The following is a 19897-nucleotide window of genomic DNA, read 5'->3' on the forward strand; positions in this document are numbered from 1 at the left end:
GAATCTCCCTTCTACTGCATTATTTCTCCGAGTAATTTTGCCACGACTTGCATCTTTTCTTCATAGCTAATTCCTTGTCCAAAGCTATCCATTGTAGCCTTAATCTTATTAAACATCATTTGACTATTCGTACTAAGCTCTGCTTTATCAAATTGAGTGATTCGTGTCTCATCTGTTCCCGTTTCAATAATAATTTTCATCTCATTTTGATTCAGACTATCCTGTGCCTGATAATTTTCAAGTTGATTTATAATTTTTGTAAATTCATCTTCAAAATCATCTATTTTAGAATCTGACCAATAATCTATTTCAAAACCCGTAACCATCTTTGCGACATCCTTAACAAAGCTTTGATCAGTCTCCGTTTTATTCATAGATGACATATATTCCATGTATGTATTTGTATTATAATCAAATGCTTTGTAGCTTTTTACCTGCCAATCTTCTTCATATTTTTTTGAAATATACTTAACAATACTTTCCGTATTATTAAGTGCTAGTACATCTCTGATTGACCTTTCAACATTTCTATACTGCTTTACTACTACAGACTCTAATTCAAACTTAATATTTGAAATCTGAACAATCAAATTTTGTAGATCATCGTCAATTTGAAGTAAATTTTCAAAAAAGAATTTATTATAATTTTTGTACGATATGCTCATTATACTTCTATATTGTTTTGTTATCTCAGAAACATATTTATCAGTTGTTCTTGCTGCCTTTGAAACCGATGCAAAATGTGTATTCATGGCATATAATAGATCTCTAAGTCTGTTTTTTGAATCGTTATTCTGATTAATAAATTGTCCAAACATCTTTTCAAGACTTTCTATGTATTCCGTTTGACCATCATTCCAATCACATATATACAAGCTATAATCTTCAGGACTTTCGATAGCTTTAACTAATTCGTCTTCTGAATAATCTCTTTCTGTACCATGAAAAAACAATGAAACATTTTGATAGTTTTTAAGGGCATATGCAAATAAAACTGGAAGGTAACCATCTCTTAAACCATATGGAGCCTGCTTTAGTTCACTGTATATTTCCTCCAAATTCACCTGCGCTTTTTCACATTTTTTTAAATATTTATTTAACGCATGCATTACAGGCTGTCCTGCAATCGTTCCATTCGGAAGTTTATTTATATCTTGTACCACAACAGTTCCATCATCGCTAATGCCGGTCTTTGACAATACAGAACGCAACACTGTATGCTCAGGCGATAATACTGAACAATTATCATAAATATTTTCATTGTTAAAAACATAATTCATGGCTTTATAGCGTGCCTGTTTAATTGCACCCGAAATAACATTTTTATTAATTAAATCATTATTAATAATGACAGTCTTTGAAAAATTATCAAACATTATTTCTGACGCCTTTTTAACCAGCTCTAATTCTGAATTAATATTTAATACCTTATCATTCACCATTGGAATAACATTATTATTACTAATGCTTCTCCATTTTCGTATTAAATCATTAACAACGCTTTCCTGCTCTCCCAAATACATTAATAGTTCTTTTTCAACTGTTGGATCGTCTTTTTTTAGTTCTTCTCTTTTTGAGTAGAAATATAAAATAGCAACATATCGCTTTACTTCCTGCTTAATCAATTTAGAATCTCCATTAATAAGCATTACCATTCTTTCAGGGATATCTATAATTTTTGCATACTCATTTGGGTCATACTGCTGATCTAGCACAAAAGCTATAACACCATCGTAGAACTTTGGTAATGAATTAAAAAACGTCTTTTTCCCCAAATCTTGTTTTTGAACAAAGACCGGTACAAATATTCTGTTCATATGAAATGTTGAATTGTACTCATATGGATAGACAACAAATCCCGAGAAATCCTCATTTAATATTGAGATTGCCATATCATCAGTTACGCTTGCTGATTTTTCATCAATCATAGAATCAAGATCATAAATACTACTATCTAAAAAATCAAAATATCCATACTGACGCATATATCTAACAATTTTCATTTTTTCTAATTTTGACAAAGCAATTGAGAGCAGTTCCTTATCCTCATCAATCACATTAATTAATGTGTCCTTATCGGCAGTCAAAACTGACAAGTCAGAAATGATATATATAACGGCCATTGCTTTTAAAATTTTCACTTGAATCTCGTTATTATCAATTACACCCAATTTATTAATTGCAAATTGCAATTTTTTATATATCGCATAAATTTCTTCAGATTTATATGCTCTGATATTTGCTTCAAAGTAATCAAATATTGAATCCAATCCTACAAAATGAAATCTATCGTCCTGCATATTTTTAAGCTGATCTGATAACGAGTGTTCTTCATCACTAGCTAAATATGTAAAGAACGTTCTTTCATTTTGCGCTACTTTCTTCGATAGTCTATCCAACGAATAAAGTGTAATAGGGTGCAAAGGATATCCACCCTCAAATGGGCCCATCTTGTTAATCTTTTTTGGAGGTAACAAAAAACCCTTAAAATCCCATCCCTGGTTGTATAATTCATTCAGCTCTTGCTGATGCATTTCTTTAAAAGAATCCCATTTTTTTGTCTTTGGAATAATATATGGAATCAACGATAAACACTGATCATATTTTGAATTAATTGAAGTAGACAGGAATCGCCCTTCCACTTTTTTCCATTCCTCACTTGATTCTTTTTTCATTTTATCTGTGTACATTGACAACTGTTTATGTGAAACCATAATTAAGTAGTTGTTAAACTTTCCATGATCACAGAATTCTGCTAAATCTTGAACAACTTTTACTTTGATTGTTTCACCAAAATCCTCTATATATCTACCAAATTCATCAAATACAAACACTATTCCCTTATGTGTACCCTTTATTGTCTCGTTTGCAAGTTCAATATTATCAATAAGATTACCTGTTCCACTTACAAACGTTGCTCCGTATGTCATCCCTTTAAATATATCATTAAACTTTTTTTCACTTTTTGAATCATAATTTTCTAGACCTTGATATAATTCGCCTAAATCAATTGAATTCTTTCCGCATTCTTCTTCTATCCTTTTTGCTGATTCTTCGCCAGTTTCCCATTTTTTCAGAAGCTTTCTTGCTTCATCAAAATAACTTTTAAAGCAAATTTTAATATTATTTCTTTCTAATTCTTTTTTTAATGAATATGAAATACACTTATCAAATTCATCAAAATCTGCAAAAACTGGAACCACTAAAAACGGCTTATCTTCTTTTACAAATGTTCGCAAATCATTTGTCAGATCTTTATCATATTGTTCAATTGATCTAGCAAATTCTTTAAACCCATTTCCACTTGTATTAATTAAACCAAGAATCGCACACAGTACTGTTAACAGATGTGATTTTCCAGTTCCATAAGATCCATATAGTATTCTCGAATGATTGTTTGCAGTTCCATTTATTATCCCCAATAAATACTCTCTAATTATTTCTGTTGTTGTAACATTAGGAATAAAGTTTGCCAGCTTTTCTTCATCCTTTAAGTCAAAACAAATATTAGCAGAATATTTATATTGCTTTTTCTTTGATATTAAATCTAAATAATTCATAAATCATCATTCCTTATCCATATAATATTTGTTAAGCAGTTTTGAATAGTCCATATCTAAAAACTCAATAAATCTATTTCCAAAGTTATTATTTAGAGAAATGTATTTCCTATTTTCTGCTTCAATGAGCATTTCTATTAATTTCGAATACTTCATGTTAAAATACTTGCCAATTTGGAGTTTTTCATCCATGATTGTATCTATACTTACCTGTTTTTTACTCCTACTGGCTTCTAAATTATCCATAGCTATAGAATATATAAGAATTTCAAGTGGTACATCATGCTTTGATAACTGATTCTTTTCATATTTTTTCTGATCGTTTATTCTTAATATTTCAAGTGGTGCTAAAAAAGGATATGTATCTTCGTCCATAGCTGTTTTTAAATCAATTTTCTTATCACTAAAATATGTGTTTTTCAAACAATTAAATTCTTTATTTACTGCATCTTTTTTTACTTTCATTCCATTAACCGCTAAATACGAATGAAAGCCATTAACAAACTCTTCTCTATCAAATGAAGTGCCATTCCATTCATTAAATAACCAGTACCATGCTGTAGCACTATCTATATTCTTTGCTAAATTTCTATGTAGCAAAAGCAAAGACCCCTGTCTCTGAAAATACTTATCATATTGTTCTATTAATCTATATAATTCCGTAGGGATCTGCTGAATACCTTCTGAAGATTTACTCTCCGTTGTCAATCCCATCGCATCAGACCAATAACGCAGTGCCTTTACAATAACTCGTCCAAGCCCAATATTGTCAACTGCCTGTTGCTCATTACTTGGGGTGAAAATCATATCGTCAGACTTAACTGCCTCGATAATTTTAGTTCCCCATCCACTTCTCATATAAAAACTACTATGCTTATTTACAACCATTGCTAGTATTTCCTTCCTGTTCAATTTGTTCTGGTATTTTTTCTACAACATCACCTATATCACAATTTAATACATCACAAATTTTTGCCAGCACCGTAAGTGTAACTGGTTCATCTTTTGACATTTTGGCCATTGTACCGGCGCATATGCCGGTTGCATGACATAATTCGCCTTTATTCATATTCTTGTCAATAAGTAGCTTCCACATCTTTTTGTAAGAGACTGCCATATGTTTTCCTTCCATCTTTCCTAAACATTTTTCGTAATAATATACATCCTCTATGTGCTTATGCCTTAAAAAATGCAGAACCAACCATGAATTAAACATTTTTTTTTTAATCCTGAATAAATTCCTCGATAATTCTCATTTTTCCTCATTTTTCCTTTTAAGTTAAGGCGAAAGCACTAAATATAATCATATCACAAAACTTCATTTTTATGAAGTTTTTTTCTATTTTTGTATAGTTATTATGACCTCAATATCAGGACATCAAGGCGTAAAAGTTTATTTTCGTAAAGTGAAATTTTAAATTCCCCCCTTCCAAACAATTGAAACTGGAATTTAGTTTTTCATTTAACCGATTATAAATTTAAACTTAAAAATTGAAACTTTAAAATATCCACTTAAATCCCCCACCTAATACCCCTTATAGTTTTTCATTAGACTAATTGCAATATCAGAGAACAACCAAAAAAAACTTTCCAAAATACAACTTGTCATTACTCAAAATTTAAAACATATGTATAGAAAATTTAATTTATTAAATAGAATTCACTATTTCTACTCATCAGAATTCATGGGGCGATTACTATTATCATTTAGGAATTACCATCTGCATAATTAGTCCAGTATCATCTCTCATAGGCGATTCTGGAATTACATCATATTTTTTCTGTATAACTAAATTAGCAGTTACGGCAAGACATATTGCATCAATAATATCATCAATATTACATTTGAAATTTTTCGAGGTCATTATAATTTTATTAAGATTAAGGTCTTTTATATATTTTGATAATATATGAATTCGCTCCTCTATACCATTAAAGTCAGATTTCTTTGATAATACTGTACTGCCATTTAATCTTGCGAAACAGACTTCTGGATGACTTTCTTTAATTATATTTTTATATTGCGTATTTTCTTGAAGGAACTTATCAACTTCACGCATCTTTGGCATAATCGCAACAGTTAATGGTGTAAATTTTTTTCCCAATACCCTTACATTTTCATCATAGGATTTTGAAACAGTTTCCGCATATATTGCCTGTCTACAAGGTGCTGGGAAAATTGTAGACGATCTTTCACTAATAATTTTTCTTGCATAAACATCGGGTCTAATCTGCTCATTTGTACCTGCTAATCCAATTACCATATCTATCAAAAACTCATCAAAATCTTTATAAATGGTTACTATTTCGTTTAAAGAATTATATTTTTCGAGAAATAATTTTCCATGATTTAAAATTGCAGTAATCCAACCACCTTTACAACCATCAACTCCAATGCAAATACTATCTATGTCTATTTTATTTACAAGTTTCTGATTTTCTTGATTTTGAGGAATACCAAGGCCATAGCATTTCACTTGTTCCACCATATGACCGATATTTCCTTCTCCCGCGAATTTACCACTATCGAAAAAATCCTCATTCTGATCCAACCACACAAGAGGATGAGCTTCTTCACGTAATACAATTTCTGAATTTAAATATCCTGCATAAATTTCTACATAACAATCTTGATTATAATATGTAAAATCCATTATATGAGAAAGTTGAATGTTAGATTGGTTAATACCTGTTTCCTCTTCTAATTCACGATAAGCAGCTTCATAGCCATTTTCCCCATATTCGATTTTACCGCCAACTAGATTGTATAGTCCTTCATAAGGTGCTTTACTTCGTTTACAAAACAATAGCTTCTTACCATCATTACTAAATACAATAATACAATTATATCCCTGCATACTTTCTCCCTTAATTCTCTTTTATGTATTGGTACATTAATTATTTTTCACTCCACCATCTTTTTCTTCTTGTCTTATCTATAGATTTTGTGCATTTTGTACTTACCCATCCAATCACTATTAAAAATACGAGAATATCATTCATTGTTTGTTTCCTTTCAATTATCAATTCCATTTGATAATATTACGTTGCTTTTTAAAATTTTAAATTAATTTATATCACCTTACGTTTTAAGGCTCCGCTCGGAGATGCAATTTCTGCTATATTAACATGACTGATATTGCAAAAATAGTCTAAAAATTCTTCTGCCAATAAATAATCTGATGTTTCTTTTTTTACTTCTACAATATCCCTTAGTATTTGAATTGCAACATCATCCTGAAAATACCTATGTAATCCAGAATTCCATGCTGGGACCGCCGGATTGTTACTATTGGAATGATAGTTCCAAAATAAAATCTTCTGCGCTTCTTTCGGTGAAAGTTTCAATTTATATTTTGACGAGGTTGAAACATAACCCTCATCTTCTCCATCGCCCTCATATGTATCATCTACCAGAAATACACCGAAAATGTACCTGTCACTTTCACGGCTTCCCGGATTGCGTGTTGTTAAGACACAAAGGCTATTTCTCTGCACTTGATGCAGTTTCATCGGATCCCCTTTACGGTCACCATTTTGCACAATACCTGCAAGTGCTTTCCAATCTCTTAACATTTGACTTTCATAACAGACAAATCCCCCATCTTCACAAATATTATCCAACGCTTCTCTTGATATTTTACCATTAAAATAATTAAAACAAGCCGAATTGTCTGAACTACACCAAGTCCGGTGTTCCACCTCTATATTGTTATTTATTATAGGATCACTACATACTCCATGATATCCAACTTGTTTGTCAGATCTTCCTCCATCGCAAAAATTGCATTTGAAAGCAATATTTGCTCTTGCCATTTTTTTATATCCAGCCTTGACTTTCTTATCAAATGCTTGATCGTGTTTCTGATATTCTAATTCTTTTCTTTCCCTTTCTTTTTTCTCTTGCTGCTTTTTTTTCTCAATCAAACCCTCCACATATTGAGAAACAGTCACATCATCAGCCTTAAGAAATGAAATAAAGACATCTGGAAATTGTAATGTTTTTTCTCCGACTTTAGCAAAAGAAATCACAATATGATTACAATCTGTACTGAGTACAGTACCTTTGCCAAATGCTTTATGTGTTACTACTTGTCCCTGTATATTCATAATAAAACCCCTCCGATTATTTCATGATATTATCTGTTAAATAAAGTACAATAAACAACGCTTTTTCATAGGTATATTCTATTTAATCGTTCAATTTCTTTCCTCATCCTACTCACAACACTCTCTGGTCCAACAATTTTAGATCCATCCCCTAACGCAATTACCCATGCCAAAAACTGACCACTAACCGCAACATTTACATTTACTGTAAAATGTTCTTCATCCGTCTTAATAACCGTCACATTTTTTCCAAATCGATCAATGACAACTCCCGCAAATCTATTCTCGAATTCCAACTTTACTGTCTGCTCTTCTCCATCAAACATTCCAAACATCTTCTTCGCATATACCGCCATATCAAACTGTGTAAAATGCTCCTTCCCTTCGCGTTTGTCTTCCGTCAATTCTATTTTCAACATCTTGTCGACTCTATAATGCTTAATGATATTTGCCTCACTATCAAATCCAATCAGATAATAATTTTCATCATCCCAGGTAAGCGCCCACGGACTGATATAATAGAATTCTCCACCATGGCGAAGTTCCATCTTCTTATCCACATTCCACTGAAAATATTGAAACTTTATCTTCACATTTGTTCCGATAGCAGCATGTATTTTGTCCACATTGTAATAAATAGTCTCATTCATAGTCTTAATTCGCTCTGTAACAAACACCTGACGTTGTAGCTGTTTTGCCTCGTACTTACTTGCAAACCCCTCTATTTTCTTAATCAGCTCATTTGATTTCTTAGCCGTAATAAACTTTGAGGCCTGAACTGAATCCACTAGTAACTTTAGTTCTGCTAATTCAAACTGTCTATTTCCAACATGATAATAATATGTTTTATTTTTCTGTTCTCCGATAATATCCATTCCATATGTTCTAAGTGCTTCCATATCAGCATAAATACTTTTTCTCTCAGCTGTTATATCATAGGCTTCTAATGATGAAATAATTTCTGGCATCGTAATGCTATGTGTCTCATCTGTCTTTTCTAGTAATATCTTCATAAGATATACTAACTTTAATTTTTGATTTGTTCCTTTTGCCATGATATGACCTCCATATAGATATTTAAAGTTAAAATTTCCCATCTATTTATAAAGATACCACATTACAAGTCATTATTAAAGGACTTGTTTTTTATCTATGATTTCTCTGGTTTGCATCATCAGCCTTACATATTTGATAATATTTGCATGCAATACAGCATGATTTGCAACTTCTTCTTTTTCTTTTAAACAACCAATAATAAATTCGTTCTGCCATCACATTTCCACCTTTATCTAGATATTTTTATTTAAATAATTTAGAAAGAATTTGAATACCATGTAATCGTCTTGAAATTCCTTGTATAAGTAGAATACGTTTTTATATGTCCCATTAAACGGATTTGCAAAAGTAACGAAGGAAGTAAATCGAAGTAAATCAAAAAGAAGTAAATTAAGGTCACTTTTACCGTATGGACTAATCTAATTAAGTAGTAATCTTTGTGCGCAGACCATAAAATATTCATAATGGAAAGAAATTAGTTGTTTTCAAATTAACCAAATGGAGCAGAATCATCAGCACTAATAATTAGTGTTATCCAAACAGCAATAGCTAATATTCTAAAGTCTATTTATTATCTTTAGTATGTATTTGATTTGTTTCAATTTTTTTGTATTAATGCTTACCAATTAATACAACCACGCATAGAAAAAAAGGATCCTTTCCAATGAATCACTTCACTGAAAAAAGTCCTATTAAAAATAGCTTTAATTATTATACAACAAATACTAATTTGGTGGGGTTCTCGCAACGAAACCCCACAGTTCTATTTATTGTATCGTGTAGTATAACAAGAAGTCAAAACTTTCCAATTTTATCTATGATCACTCTGGTTTGTATAAAAGTGTTATTAAGAGATTATAATCCTCGCTATAATGGAGTCTATCTCACATTATACTTGCATTACTTATCAATCACCTTTACCTTTTTTCGTTTTTATGAAAACTCCCTATTTTCTTCACCATTTTTGAAGTTATATTTTTTGCTATTTCTAAGGAATCTTCTCCCATTTTTTTTGCTTTATTTAAGGTCTCTGCTGTAATTTCTTTTGCCTTTTCCAGTTTATTATCCCCAAACTCAAATTCAGCTATCAGTATTAGATTATGCTGTATAATTAATTTTCGTTTTATTTCATCATAATAACCACTACTTGCATTTATCACTGAAATATCTGAGGAATAAGAAATCCTTTGAGCCATAGTGTATGAATGTATGCAATCCTCAACAATAGCCTTTCTTTGTTCTAAAAAATTTTTCTTACCTTTATTCCGCATTCCAATTACTGTTGTTACGACACCAGTTGCCAATGCTCCTGTTGCAATTATAGTTCCTATGCCAGGAATAAACCAGAACCACATTGTATTTAAAAACAAAGCATCTGCTCCTACAACAACTCCAAGTGGTACTCCTATAGTAGCTGTTGCTATTATCAATGCTTGCGCTGTTTTATTAAACTCTTTTTCTGTGATTTGATTGAATGCCATATTAGGAATTATAAGAGCAGTTTTAACGCTACTTGTATTCTCACCATTTGGTAGTTCAAATAATATATTAATTTGCTTTAAATATTGTGCCTCTTCCATTTTAACTCTGAATGTTGCTGAATCACATCCTTTTGAAATGTATAAAAGTCTATAGCAATCACGAAATAAAGCATATCCTACAGATTTAAATGATGGATAAGGGACTTCTTCTTTAATTGCCTCAACCAATGACTCTAACACTTCATCCCCTTTCTCTGAATATGTAGCAAGTATTGCATATGTACTATTATTGCAATTCATGTCACTAGCTAGCCTAAAGATCTCTTCAACCCCAAGATTTTCAAACTTAATAATATTAAATACAGCTTTTAAGTAATTTACTTTAATCGTTTCTTTCATATCCACAATACGAGTTACTGTATCTTTATCCGCCACCATAGTTTCATCAAAGTCTTTAATTATCGCAATAAATAATTTCAATAATTTATCATTATTAAATTTTACATTATCAAATTTAATAATAAAATCATCTGACAATTTAATTGAAAATGTGGTTTTATCTTCTTCAGTCACTGCAGCATTTTCGCTTATTATCTTTCTACCATTTTGAATTAATTGACTATATGATATCTTACACACATTTTCTTTTTCAGACATATAAATAGCATGAGTTGTAAACAGTACACACTTAGTATTCAAAACACCTATTTTAGAATATTCTATAAATGCAATCAAAGTATTTTCAGCCACTTCTAACCCATGTTTATTTATAAAATTAATTGTTCTTTTCTGATTTTCTTCCCCAAATATATATTTTTCATCAATTTCAGTCATTGTATCTTCAACAATCTTCCTAAGTACCGAAAAATTTCCACCTTCTTCAACACTTTGCTCTGTCTCATATTCTTCATCTGCTTTAATTACTGTTATATATTCTTCTTCTTCATCAGGCATATTTTTTACAAACATATCCACTAAAGTCTGAATATTACAATTCTCTACACATTCTTTAAACCTTTGCTCAATTCTATCCATCTCACTATTTGAAATAAACATTGCATCCCTAATTAATGTAAATTCTTCCTGACTATATGAAATGGCCAATTGATTGCACACACATACTAAAGAATATACTAGTAAAGATACATTTACGTCAGCTGTTTTTTTAATATCTTCAATAGTATAATTAGAATTAGTAGCAAGAGTTTCTCTTGCTACTGCGTTAATACCCTTAATAAATTCTACCAGATTGTCCGATTTAATAACATCTTTAGGCGTATAATATTTACGTAATACTTCTAGAATAATTGTCACATCACGATCTTCATTAATATCTGAAAATTTTATCATTTTTTTAACATTATTGTTATTATTTTCGATGTTTTCAAATTCATCAATTACTTCATCAAAAAACTCATTAGTAATCCTCTGTTCTTCTCTTTCAGTACGTTCCATATCCAAAACTATCTTATTAAGTTTTTTAGCAGTTGGTTCTGCCACTGCCTTAGCGCCTATTTTATAATCATCAATTTTACTCATATCACTTTACCTCCCAATAATAATTGTCTTCCCAGTTTTCATTGCCCATTATTTCTTTCTCTAATCCATTAGATATAAATTCATATTTAATTTGTTTAATCAATTTTCTATCATTAAACAAATTAAACAAAGTAATTCCCATTCCGCCGATATCTAATTTACCTATATTTTTGCTAAATGCTACATATAGAATATTACTTGAACTTGCTATCACATTTGATAACATCAGTATTTTTCTTATTTTCACCTCTCTTAAATCCAAATATTCCTTATTATCTTCTTCTGCACAAAATAAATAAATAGCTTTTATAATCAGATTTATCATCATACAGGTTATTGCTTGTATCCCTACAATAGCAGCATCTTTAGCTACTTTTGAAATTAAACGTTCTACCTCATTGCTATTCCATCCATTTTTAATTAAATTCTGAGCCTTTTCTGGGTTTAGCGAAGATAGAAACGGGATTGGTAATCCTTCTTTTGTCAACTTATCCGATTGTAAGTGCATTGCTTGTCTTGCCACAGCTGCTGGTAAACGTTTTGCATCTTCTTTTACACTTCCAACGCAATAATTTATCATATCTAAAATATTTGTATTGGGTTTATAATCAATATACTGTCTCCACTTATCCAACTGCGGACTTTCCAATATAACATTAAATGTCATTAAATTTATAAATGTAATCCTACGTGACAGTATATTCATCGTACCAAATATCCACCCCAAAATAGGGTCGTGTCCCAATGTTGCAACATGATGGTTAACACCATTGATATTGACACCCGCATTACTCAAATTCCTAATTCTTGGTATTATTATTTTTGTATCATCAATAGCATTCATTGCATCATACGGAACTGGTCGAAACAAAATTTCCAACCAAGATATGTGTTCATATTCCCCTTCACCATTCAAAAAATTTTGATATAAACCTTTATCTTTATCATACTTAACTATATTTTTGCCTTTAATCTCATTAATTTTTTTCATTTCATATGTTTTACCGGACTTCTCACCAGCATAGATACCCTCTTTTTGCGTTGTATTTGACGCCAACCTTTCAGAATCAGGCACCTTACTAAAATCCGTGTCCATTTTCGGCATCAAGGCCCACCTTGTACATTGTAAAAAAATTGCTATGAATAAAAAAGTCATATCTTCCTTATTGGTGATTCCAGTTTTATTTGTAAATTCCTCATCTAAATCATCAATTTTAGAATTTATATTTTCAAGAACATTTGCTACCCTTTTTGTCTCTTCCGCTATACCTATCTGTTTACTTTTAACTTCATTATATTTTTTTTGTGCGCTTTTTAGTTTATTCTTATTCACCCAATCACCATCCTTTGAAATATATTCTGTATACTTTATAACTTCTAGCAAACAACGCTTAAAATACGGGTATTACAAATACGGTTACTATCTACCTCTTATAGCAGCTCATATTTTCCTATTTCTTCTTTTTTAAATTCTATCCACTTACATCAACAATACATACAACCCATCTTCTCAATCTCTCCCTTTATTTCCTCCACCAACCTCTTTGGTCTCAAAACCTTCACCCAACTCCCCTGACTCAGCAGATACATTTTTATCCCATCCCCATATACTTCCGCTGTAATTATATTTTTACCAGTCTTATCATCCCGGGTGCATTGGGCAGTTGGTATCCTATCTAATATAGCCTGCACTGATGGGCCCGTAAATTCAAATGCTATATTCATCAACGTTCCCGGCCACATAAATTGGATTTGGGATCTTAGTGCACCTTCATCAAAACGATATTTGTTAATATTTCTTGTTGTGGCACGATGCTCGATTATTTCTGTAATGCGATCCACTCTAAAATAGCGTGGAGAGAATTCTTCATCATCAGCCTTTGCGGCTATCAAGTAAAAATAGTATTCATTAACCATTATTGATAAAGGGATAATCCTACGCTCAATTTTATTTCCATCCATTTTATAATAATTAATTGAGATCTCTTTCCTTTTATGTATTGCATTTGTAAGGGCCCAGACATTATCAATCAGATAATTTTCGGAGTTCGTTTTATCGCTATTGAAAACCGACTCTTCCCTATGATCTAGCTTCACGCTGTTATAATGCAGTAGCTCTTTTCCTACCAATTCTCCTAACATCTCTCTGTCTTTACCCTTTGTAAATTTTTTAAGTTTATTAACGATGTTATCTAAATCATCTTTATGAAGCACTCTACTTCCAATGAGTATCTCAACTAACGCAAAGACTTCCTTGTTATCGAGAAATCCCTTCATGCTAATATTATATTTGTTGCTTTTTTTATCATATTCTATTTCTATATTGTCTAATTGCTCTGAATTGTTAGCTAGAAAATTTTTAATTACATTAATATCTCGTGAAATTGTTTTCGTTGATACCTCGCATTCATTCGCCAACTCCTGTATTGATAATTGTTGACCCATTAAACCTCTACAAAGAATTCCCATTATTCGGTTCCACTGGCCTGCATATTTATTATTTGATTTCTCCATTTTATTTACTGAGTACTTTTGTTTTAATGTTCTTATTTCAGTGCTCTTCATCATCGTAAAGTCTTAAAATATCCCAAAAGTGCTCTTCCCTTCTTTGGATTTTATTTCCATACTTTGTAGTCAATATAACCATTCTAAGGATTCTTATTATTTTAACAAATACAATCACTATTGGAACAACAATTAGCCACATCAAGATATCATTTATTATTTGCATCATAATCATAATTGTTATCTCACTTTCCTTTTCCATATAATATCATATATGTAGGACACTATATTTGTCCTGGTAAAATAATTCATAAATCTTTTTGTATGCAATCGTTTTCTGCCTCTAAAACGCGAAAAAACATTGTTAGATACTCCAACAATGTCATCAATCAAGTTAAAACTGGTTGCCACTCCAAGGTCCTGTAGTTTTTAATCCCACTTAGTAATTCTAAATTATATCTTTTACTACTTATTTTACTTTTTACTTATCATTCCTTTTACTTTTTTACCAATTTATAAACTTAATTTATTATAATCATTTGCTTAAACTAAATCAATATCTTTAAGGCATAAAATCGTATAATTTTGCATAATCCAACATGTTTTATATTTTTTAATATCTTATAATATTTATTTTATAATTCTTATAATTTTAATTTTACCAAGACATGTAGAGGTGTCTGACACGAATGATATATTTAACTTATCAAAAATCAAAGGAGAGTTACATATGAAAATCAAAAATGAATTTATCAACAAAAATCTTATTGCACTTTGCTCTGCCGTTTCTATTTTAGGGTTATTACTTCCCTTTGTAAAATTCACTGCAGAAAGCTCTTATTGCTCAGACAGCGTATATGCCTCCGCTTTTCAAGCCATCTCTGGCAGCAATGGTCATATAATAAGTTCAGTTATTCTAATTGGGCCTATTTTATTAATCGTAATGAATTATATCAAACAGATAGAGAAGTATCGCAAAACAATTGCGATTGCAATTCCAGGCGCCTGTGTTTTCTTTGAAATCATCAGTTATTTCTTGCTTTCATCCGGAATGAATTCTGCCAGTGATACTGCAAATAGTGTTATGAGTAGTTTAAATGTAAGTGTAGATGGCTCGACTGCTCCTCAAATCGGATTTTTCATTCTGCTATTTTCTTATGTTGCAACAGCAATTGCAGGGGGTATGACATATCACGGACTTACACTTGATAAAGAAGGATTTGAGAAAGTGAAAGCTGGAAGTGTGGAAATGGTTAAAATAGCTTCGGAAAAGGCTTCGGATGTTACGCATAAAGTTAATGGAGTTGCTAATGAAAAGAAAATGGATGAGAATAAAAAATAGTCAAGCTTAAAAATAAAGTCATAAGAATTTAAAGTCTTTCTCTTTAAATTTTTATGACTTTATTTATATTTAACTTAAATATGATTTCGTGTACGATAATATCAGCCCTTTTATATAACAATTACATAGTGTTACTTTTTTATATATTTCAAACCCAATTTGCTTACATATCACGAATCATTGCGTCTACAAATAACTACTTAATTTCCATCTAGCATAGTTTTATTGTTCCTCAAAGCACTTAGTTCTTTTCCTAAAGAAAATGGTCTCATCCCGTAGTAATGATTTGTTCCCGTGATAGCTTAAAATACTACAGATTTACAAAAATTTCATTCCACTAACTTTTTAACAACCAGAATGTCATTCAGCAGTATTTTCTATTCTTTTAACATTTACATTATATAGTTTTTTAATCTTTTTTTCATCTGCTTCATTTAAACTATCAAATTGTATAAACAGTTTTGTTTGAGCTCGACTCATAGCAACATAGTAAATTCTTTGTTCTTCATTATTCTCTAAATCAGGTTTCAAGAGCAAATTTAACATGTCCTTATTACCAATAACAAACACATTCTTATATTCTGCTCCTTTAGCCTTATGGATAGTAATATGATTGCTTGTATCTTCGACAACGTTTACACAAATAGCCATATATCTATATGGATTATTTTCATAAAAGTCTTTAATAGATCCCTTTTTAAAGCCAGCAAGTTTCACGTTTAAAGCATTACACAATACATTGTAAAAATCCATCAATGAACCCTTGTCATATTGATGATATCTTTTCAACATACATGATAACGAATAAAGTGCTTGTTTTTGTGGATTTTCTTCAGTTCTAAAAATCCAATCTATTTTTTTTATAGCTTCCTTGTACTTTATATTTTTCGCCAACTCAATAGCTTGAATAAAAGGAATAATATATTTCTTCCGATCACCGTTGCTATCTTGCTCAGAATACTTTTCAATTAGTTTTCTGTCAAATTCGTTACCTTCAAGTTCATCCTTCATTGCATTAGAAGTAATATTATCTCTCGCAAGAGAAACTACAGATTGCTTATTGCAAACGCTAACTGCTTCTGAATATACTTTGTTTCTATCTCCGATTAGGATTGATACATCCATATCATCAATATTTTCACTAGGTTGTTGATTTATATCCTTCCTAATGCTATTTAAAAAAGCAATTATCTGATTTGAACTTCTATGATTCTCAAGCATAGTATGCATGTTCATCGGATTAACCTTAAAATTTGTAAATAAAGAAACACTCGCACCTTGAAATCCATATATTGCTTGAGCATTATCTCCAATAACACCTATTGTACTTTCTGATTTTCTAATTTCTTCTATAAGAAATGATTGTATAGGACTTGTATCTTGAAATTCATCTATATAAAAGTAAGGAAACTTTGCACGCAAGACGGTTAGGATAAAAGGATACATTTTTATCAATATATATGAAAAAAACAGAATATCCTCATGATCAAGCTTTCCTTTTTGCCAATGCAATTTTTTATATTCCAATAAGTCTTCCTGTAATATTTTTAAATTTAATCCATTTATCCCTATTAACTTTCCAGTTTTTTTATCATACGATTTCGCTTTACTATTATCGCAAACAAAAAACATCTTATCATTTTCAATATTACACTTCATTGACAAAAGCCAATTTTGTAATGCCTTATTCAAGGTTGGCATATTAAGTAGTTGATTTTTTGTATTTGGATGTTTTAACTTATCCCAACTATCTTTTTCCAACCAATTACTAACATACTTATGGTTTACAAATGGGTCATCATGTCCTTTGATTTTTGCAACGCAAACATCATATTCCACTGGCAAAAATGAACAATATGGCTTAACTACATTACTGTACAAAAAACTATGTATTGTTGATACTTCTACTTTATTTGAAATGCCTTTTCCAAGTCTTTTTAAAATTGTTCCAACTGCAGTATTTGTATATGTAATGCAGGCTATTTTTCTTGTACAACCAAGTTTATCCGAATTTTGTAATACATTGTTTATATGGTTTACTAAAAACTGTGTTTTTCCGGCACCCGGTCCAGCTTCAATCTTATAGTCTAGATTAATATCCACTATTGTTTTAGAATTTATAATCATACTAATCACACACCCATTCAATCGCATCTGCTATGTACAGTGGCACTACAAATTTTTGATATCCAACCTTATCCTTTAATTCTAAGTTGTCTTTTAATGCAGATGCCAATTCAAGAGCATTTTCACCCTTACCTACAGAATTTAAATATCTAGATGCCAATAACGCCTTCTTCTTATCATCTTCACTCCACGAAGCATCAGCTCTTTTCAATGATTCTATTATACGGGTATTTTCATCACTACTGGACAATCTATTCATTAACTTTGACAAAGTTTCATTGTTTTCAAATAAATTCATCAGATCATTTAATTCTTTTGAATTTGCTATAGACTCCGTAATCATTATTCTTGATAAAGGATTTTCAAGAACAAGCTGATATTCTAAGGTTTTACCATACTTTTCTGGTTGCACAAATGATAATATATTCTCATGCTTTCCTTTTCCATATTTATTCATCAATTCATTATACATATATTCAAATTCATCTATACTTGAATTATATTCGTAAGGATAACAAGTTTTATATTTATTCTGATTCTCATTATCACTCTTTTTCCTTCTTGCCGGATCTAAATCAGTAATACATGCGACTTTCCTATTAATTGTATATTCATTATTACTATCGAATAAATATAAGAAATGTTCAAAATATTTCCCACCTACATTTATAACCGCAACATGACTCTTTTCTAATGACTTATTCAAATACTCGAAAAAAACTGGCAATAATAGTTGTTCAGCTATACCTTCTACTAAAATTATTTTTTCTGCAAAAAGCATATTGGATTTAGTTGCATCAAAAAAGCGCTGAACATACTTTTTGCTTTTATTCTGAACAATTTTCTTACCTTTATCATCTTTAAAAGTAAAAGCTTTACCTGGATAAGCCACTTGAATATTTCCATTATTTTTATAGAAACAAATAATATCATCTAAGGTTGTCGCTGCGGAAATATGAGTTGAATGCGAAGTTATAAAAACCTGTTTAACCTTATTACTTTTTATGTTGGTCTTTAAAAAATCAACAAATTGATATTGCATTGTAGGATGTAAATGAGCCTCCGGTTCTTCGATAGCCAATATAGGAAATACTTTTGCATTACTGCCTAAATACTTTCCATCCGAATCAACCTGCATTTTTGCTAACAATAAAGACATAAATATCAAATTATTATACCCTAACCCATTATGTGATATCGGAATTGTCATGCCTGTTTCTTGTTTAACTATTAGCTGCAATATGGAATAGATTTCACTTTCCGTAATCTTACCTTCAAAACTTGGTTCTGCTTTATCAAATGATGCACCAATCTCATTAGCATATGATAAAATTTCTTTATTTCCTCTTTTTAACCTAGTTTGCAATTTTAAAATCAAATCTTGTGCTGTAGAAGAAAATTCATCTCTACGCATTTGTATTTGCTCTTTTTGTTTTTCTACTGTAATACTATTATCTGATTTTATTTCATAATCCATAAAAAAATCTATAACATTTTTTAATAATGTATTTTTTCCACTAAACATATCCCTTTCAACATCACGTATCGCATCTAGAAATTGAAAATCAAATTTACTTAGATTTTCACCATCTACAACTACCTGATTTTCAGGATTTCCTACCCAAATTTTATTGATATACATTCTAATAAAATCACTTTTAATTAAATCCCAAATTTTTTCTCTAGAATCTAAACTACATACTTTATTTAAATAACGTTCTCTTTCACTATTGGGTAAGAAGAATTCATATTGTATTTTTGCTTGGTATGGCTCTTCTAAAGTTGTTAACCAATTACTTACGGTAACCAACTCATCTCCCATTAAATTTTCGTTTTCAGATTGTGACAGGCTAACAGCTATAACTATCTTCGGAGGTGCTTTTTTTAAATCATCTAACAGAATATCGTTATTAAAGTCATCTACTGTCAACTGTTTCTTTGCTGAACCATCAAATATGATTGCCATTGCACGCAATAAATTAGATTTTCCAGCATTATTTTGACCAATTAAAAGATTAATTCCTTCATGAAAATCGACCTTAATCGACTTAAAGCTTCTATAATTTTCAATTGTAATATTAGAAATATACATTGTTCATCCCTCGCCCTTCAAAACTGTATTAACTTCTTGATATATAAAAGTGACCTATATGAACTATTATATTTTCAGATAAAAA

At 30.6% G+C, this 19897-nt stretch carries 14 protein-coding genes; 1 reads left to right on the plus strand and 13 read right to left on the minus strand.

Going from position 1 to position 19897, the window contains the following annotated elements; all coding sequences use genetic code 11:
* Positions 1 to 11: 11 nt before the first annotated feature.
* The 11 genes from BMY18_RS04720 to BMY18_RS04765 all read right to left on the minus strand — a co-directional run bounded on the left by BMY18_RS04720 (position 12) and on the right by BMY18_RS04765 (position 14513).
* Complete coding sequence (locus tag BMY18_RS04720) at positions 12 to 3560, minus strand: hypothetical protein (protein WP_092451122.1); 3549 nt, start codon at positions 3558 to 3560, stop codon at positions 12 to 14.
* A gap of 6 nt (positions 3561 to 3566) precedes the next feature.
* The gene (locus BMY18_RS04725; RefSeq protein WP_092451124.1) at positions 3567 to 4448 is read right to left on the minus strand and encodes a DUF4007 family protein; all 882 of its coding nucleotides are present in this window, start codon (positions 4446 to 4448) and stop codon (positions 3567 to 3569) included.
* Entirely contained in the window at positions 4435 to 4677 is a 243-nt protein-coding gene (locus BMY18_RS04730) for a helix-turn-helix domain-containing protein (protein WP_092451646.1), read from the minus strand. Before BMY18_RS04730 ends, BMY18_RS04725 begins: the two co-directional genes overlap by 14 nt.
* Positions 4678 to 5263: 586 nt before the next feature.
* Entirely contained in the window at positions 5264 to 6418 is a 1155-nt protein-coding gene (locus tag BMY18_RS04735) for a DUF429 domain-containing protein (RefSeq protein WP_092451126.1), read from the minus strand.
* 214 nt (positions 6419 to 6632) lie between these two features.
* Positions 6633 to 7670 carry a hypothetical protein gene (locus BMY18_RS04740; RefSeq protein WP_092451128.1) on the minus strand — a complete coding sequence of 346 codons (1038 nt, stop codon included), beginning with the start codon at positions 7668 to 7670 and terminating at the stop codon, positions 6633 to 6635.
* 65 nt (positions 7671 to 7735) lie between these two features.
* Positions 7736 to 8725, minus strand: a complete 990-nt coding sequence (locus BMY18_RS04745; RefSeq protein WP_092451130.1) for a helix-turn-helix transcriptional regulator — start codon at positions 8723 to 8725, stop codon at positions 7736 to 7738.
* A 91-nt stretch (positions 8726 to 8816) separates the two neighbouring features.
* Positions 8817 to 8942 carry a hypothetical protein gene (locus BMY18_RS21505; RefSeq protein ID WP_278280981.1) on the minus strand — a complete coding sequence of 42 codons (126 nt, stop codon included), beginning with the start codon at positions 8940 to 8942 and terminating at the stop codon, positions 8817 to 8819.
* 701 nt (positions 8943 to 9643) lie between these two features.
* The gene (locus BMY18_RS04750; RefSeq protein WP_092451132.1) at positions 9644 to 11746 is read right to left on the minus strand and encodes a hypothetical protein; all 2103 of its coding nucleotides are present in this window, start codon (positions 11744 to 11746) and stop codon (positions 9644 to 9646) included.
* A 1-nt stretch (position 11747) separates the two neighbouring features.
* Positions 11748 to 13079: a hypothetical protein gene (locus BMY18_RS04755; protein ID WP_092451134.1), complete on the minus strand. Its 1332-nt coding sequence runs from the start codon at positions 13077 to 13079 to the stop codon at positions 11748 to 11750.
* A gap of 152 nt (positions 13080 to 13231) precedes the next feature.
* The gene (locus tag BMY18_RS04760; protein ID WP_092451136.1) at positions 13232 to 14314 is read right to left on the minus strand and encodes a helix-turn-helix transcriptional regulator; all 1083 of its coding nucleotides are present in this window, start codon (positions 14312 to 14314) and stop codon (positions 13232 to 13234) included.
* Positions 14298 to 14513, minus strand: a complete 216-nt coding sequence (locus BMY18_RS04765; RefSeq protein ID WP_092451138.1) for a hypothetical protein — start codon at positions 14511 to 14513, stop codon at positions 14298 to 14300. Before BMY18_RS04765 ends, BMY18_RS04760 begins: the two co-directional genes overlap by 17 nt.
* Before the next feature lie 468 nt (positions 14514 to 14981).
* Between BMY18_RS04765 and BMY18_RS04770 the strand changes: the two genes are divergently transcribed.
* Positions 14982 to 15593: a hypothetical protein gene (locus BMY18_RS04770; protein WP_092451140.1), complete on the plus strand. Its 612-nt coding sequence runs from the start codon at positions 14982 to 14984 to the stop codon at positions 15591 to 15593.
* Between the two features lie 360 nt (positions 15594 to 15953).
* Here BMY18_RS04770 and BMY18_RS04775 read toward each other — a convergent pair whose 3' ends face one another.
* Positions 15954 to 17720 (minus strand): UvrD-helicase domain-containing protein, encoded by a 1767-nt coding sequence (locus tag BMY18_RS04775; protein WP_092451142.1) that lies wholly within the window; start codon positions 17718 to 17720, stop codon positions 15954 to 15956.
* Position 17721: 1 nt separating this feature from the next.
* Positions 17722 to 19812, minus strand: coding sequence for an ATP-dependent nuclease (locus tag BMY18_RS04780; protein ID WP_092451144.1), 2091 nt, complete (start codon positions 19810 to 19812; stop codon positions 17722 to 17724).
* Positions 19813 to 19897: the final 85 nt, after the last annotated feature.

Origin of the sequence: [Clostridium] fimetarium (assembly GCF_900111235.1) — a bacterium.
GTDB classification, from domain to species: Bacteria; Bacillota; Clostridia; order Lachnospirales; family Lachnospiraceae; genus Clostridium_N; species Clostridium_N fimetarium.

What these genes read in the sequence shown, in the direction of transcription:
- BMY18_RS04780 (WP_092451144.1), bottom strand. Translation starts at nt 19,812, where the DNA reads ATGTATATTTCTAATATTACAATTGAAAATTATAGAAGCTTTAAGTCG.
- BMY18_RS04725 (WP_092451124.1), bottom strand. Translation starts at nt 4,448, where the DNA reads ATGGTTGTAAATAAGCATAGTAGTTTTTATATGAGAAGTGGATGGGGA.
- BMY18_RS04750 (WP_092451132.1), bottom strand. Translation starts at nt 11,746, where the DNA reads ATGAGTAAAATTGATGATTATAAAATAGGCGCTAAGGCAGTGGCAGAA.
- BMY18_RS04760 (WP_092451136.1), bottom strand. Translation starts at nt 14,314, where the DNA reads ATGATGAAGAGCACTGAAATAAGAACATTAAAACAAAAGTACTCAGTA.
- BMY18_RS04775 (WP_092451142.1), bottom strand. Translation starts at nt 17,720, where the DNA reads ATGATTATAAATTCTAAAACAATAGTGGATATTAATCTAGACTATAAG.
- BMY18_RS04740 (WP_092451128.1), bottom strand. Translation starts at nt 7,670, where the DNA reads ATGAATATACAGGGACAAGTAGTAACACATAAAGCATTTGGCAAAGGT.
- BMY18_RS21505 (WP_278280981.1), bottom strand. Translation starts at nt 8,942, where the DNA reads ATGGCAGAACGAATTTATTATTGGTTGTTTAAAAGAAAAAGAAGAAGT.
- BMY18_RS04765 (WP_092451138.1), bottom strand. Translation starts at nt 14,513, where the DNA reads ATGGAAAAGGAAAGTGAGATAACAATTATGATTATGATGCAAATAATA.
- BMY18_RS04720 (WP_092451122.1), bottom strand. Translation starts at nt 3,560, where the DNA reads ATGAATTATTTAGATTTAATATCAAAGAAAAAGCAATATAAATATTCT.
- BMY18_RS04730 (WP_092451646.1), bottom strand. Translation starts at nt 4,677, where the DNA reads ATGGCAGTCTCTTACAAAAAGATGTGGAAGCTACTTATTGACAAGAAT.
- BMY18_RS04735 (WP_092451126.1), bottom strand. Translation starts at nt 6,418, where the DNA reads ATGCAGGGATATAATTGTATTATTGTATTTAGTAATGATGGTAAGAAG.
- BMY18_RS04770 (WP_092451140.1), top strand. Translation starts at nt 14,982, where the DNA reads ATGAAAATCAAAAATGAATTTATCAACAAAAATCTTATTGCACTTTGC.
- BMY18_RS04745 (WP_092451130.1), bottom strand. Translation starts at nt 8,725, where the DNA reads ATGGCAAAAGGAACAAATCAAAAATTAAAGTTAGTATATCTTATGAAG.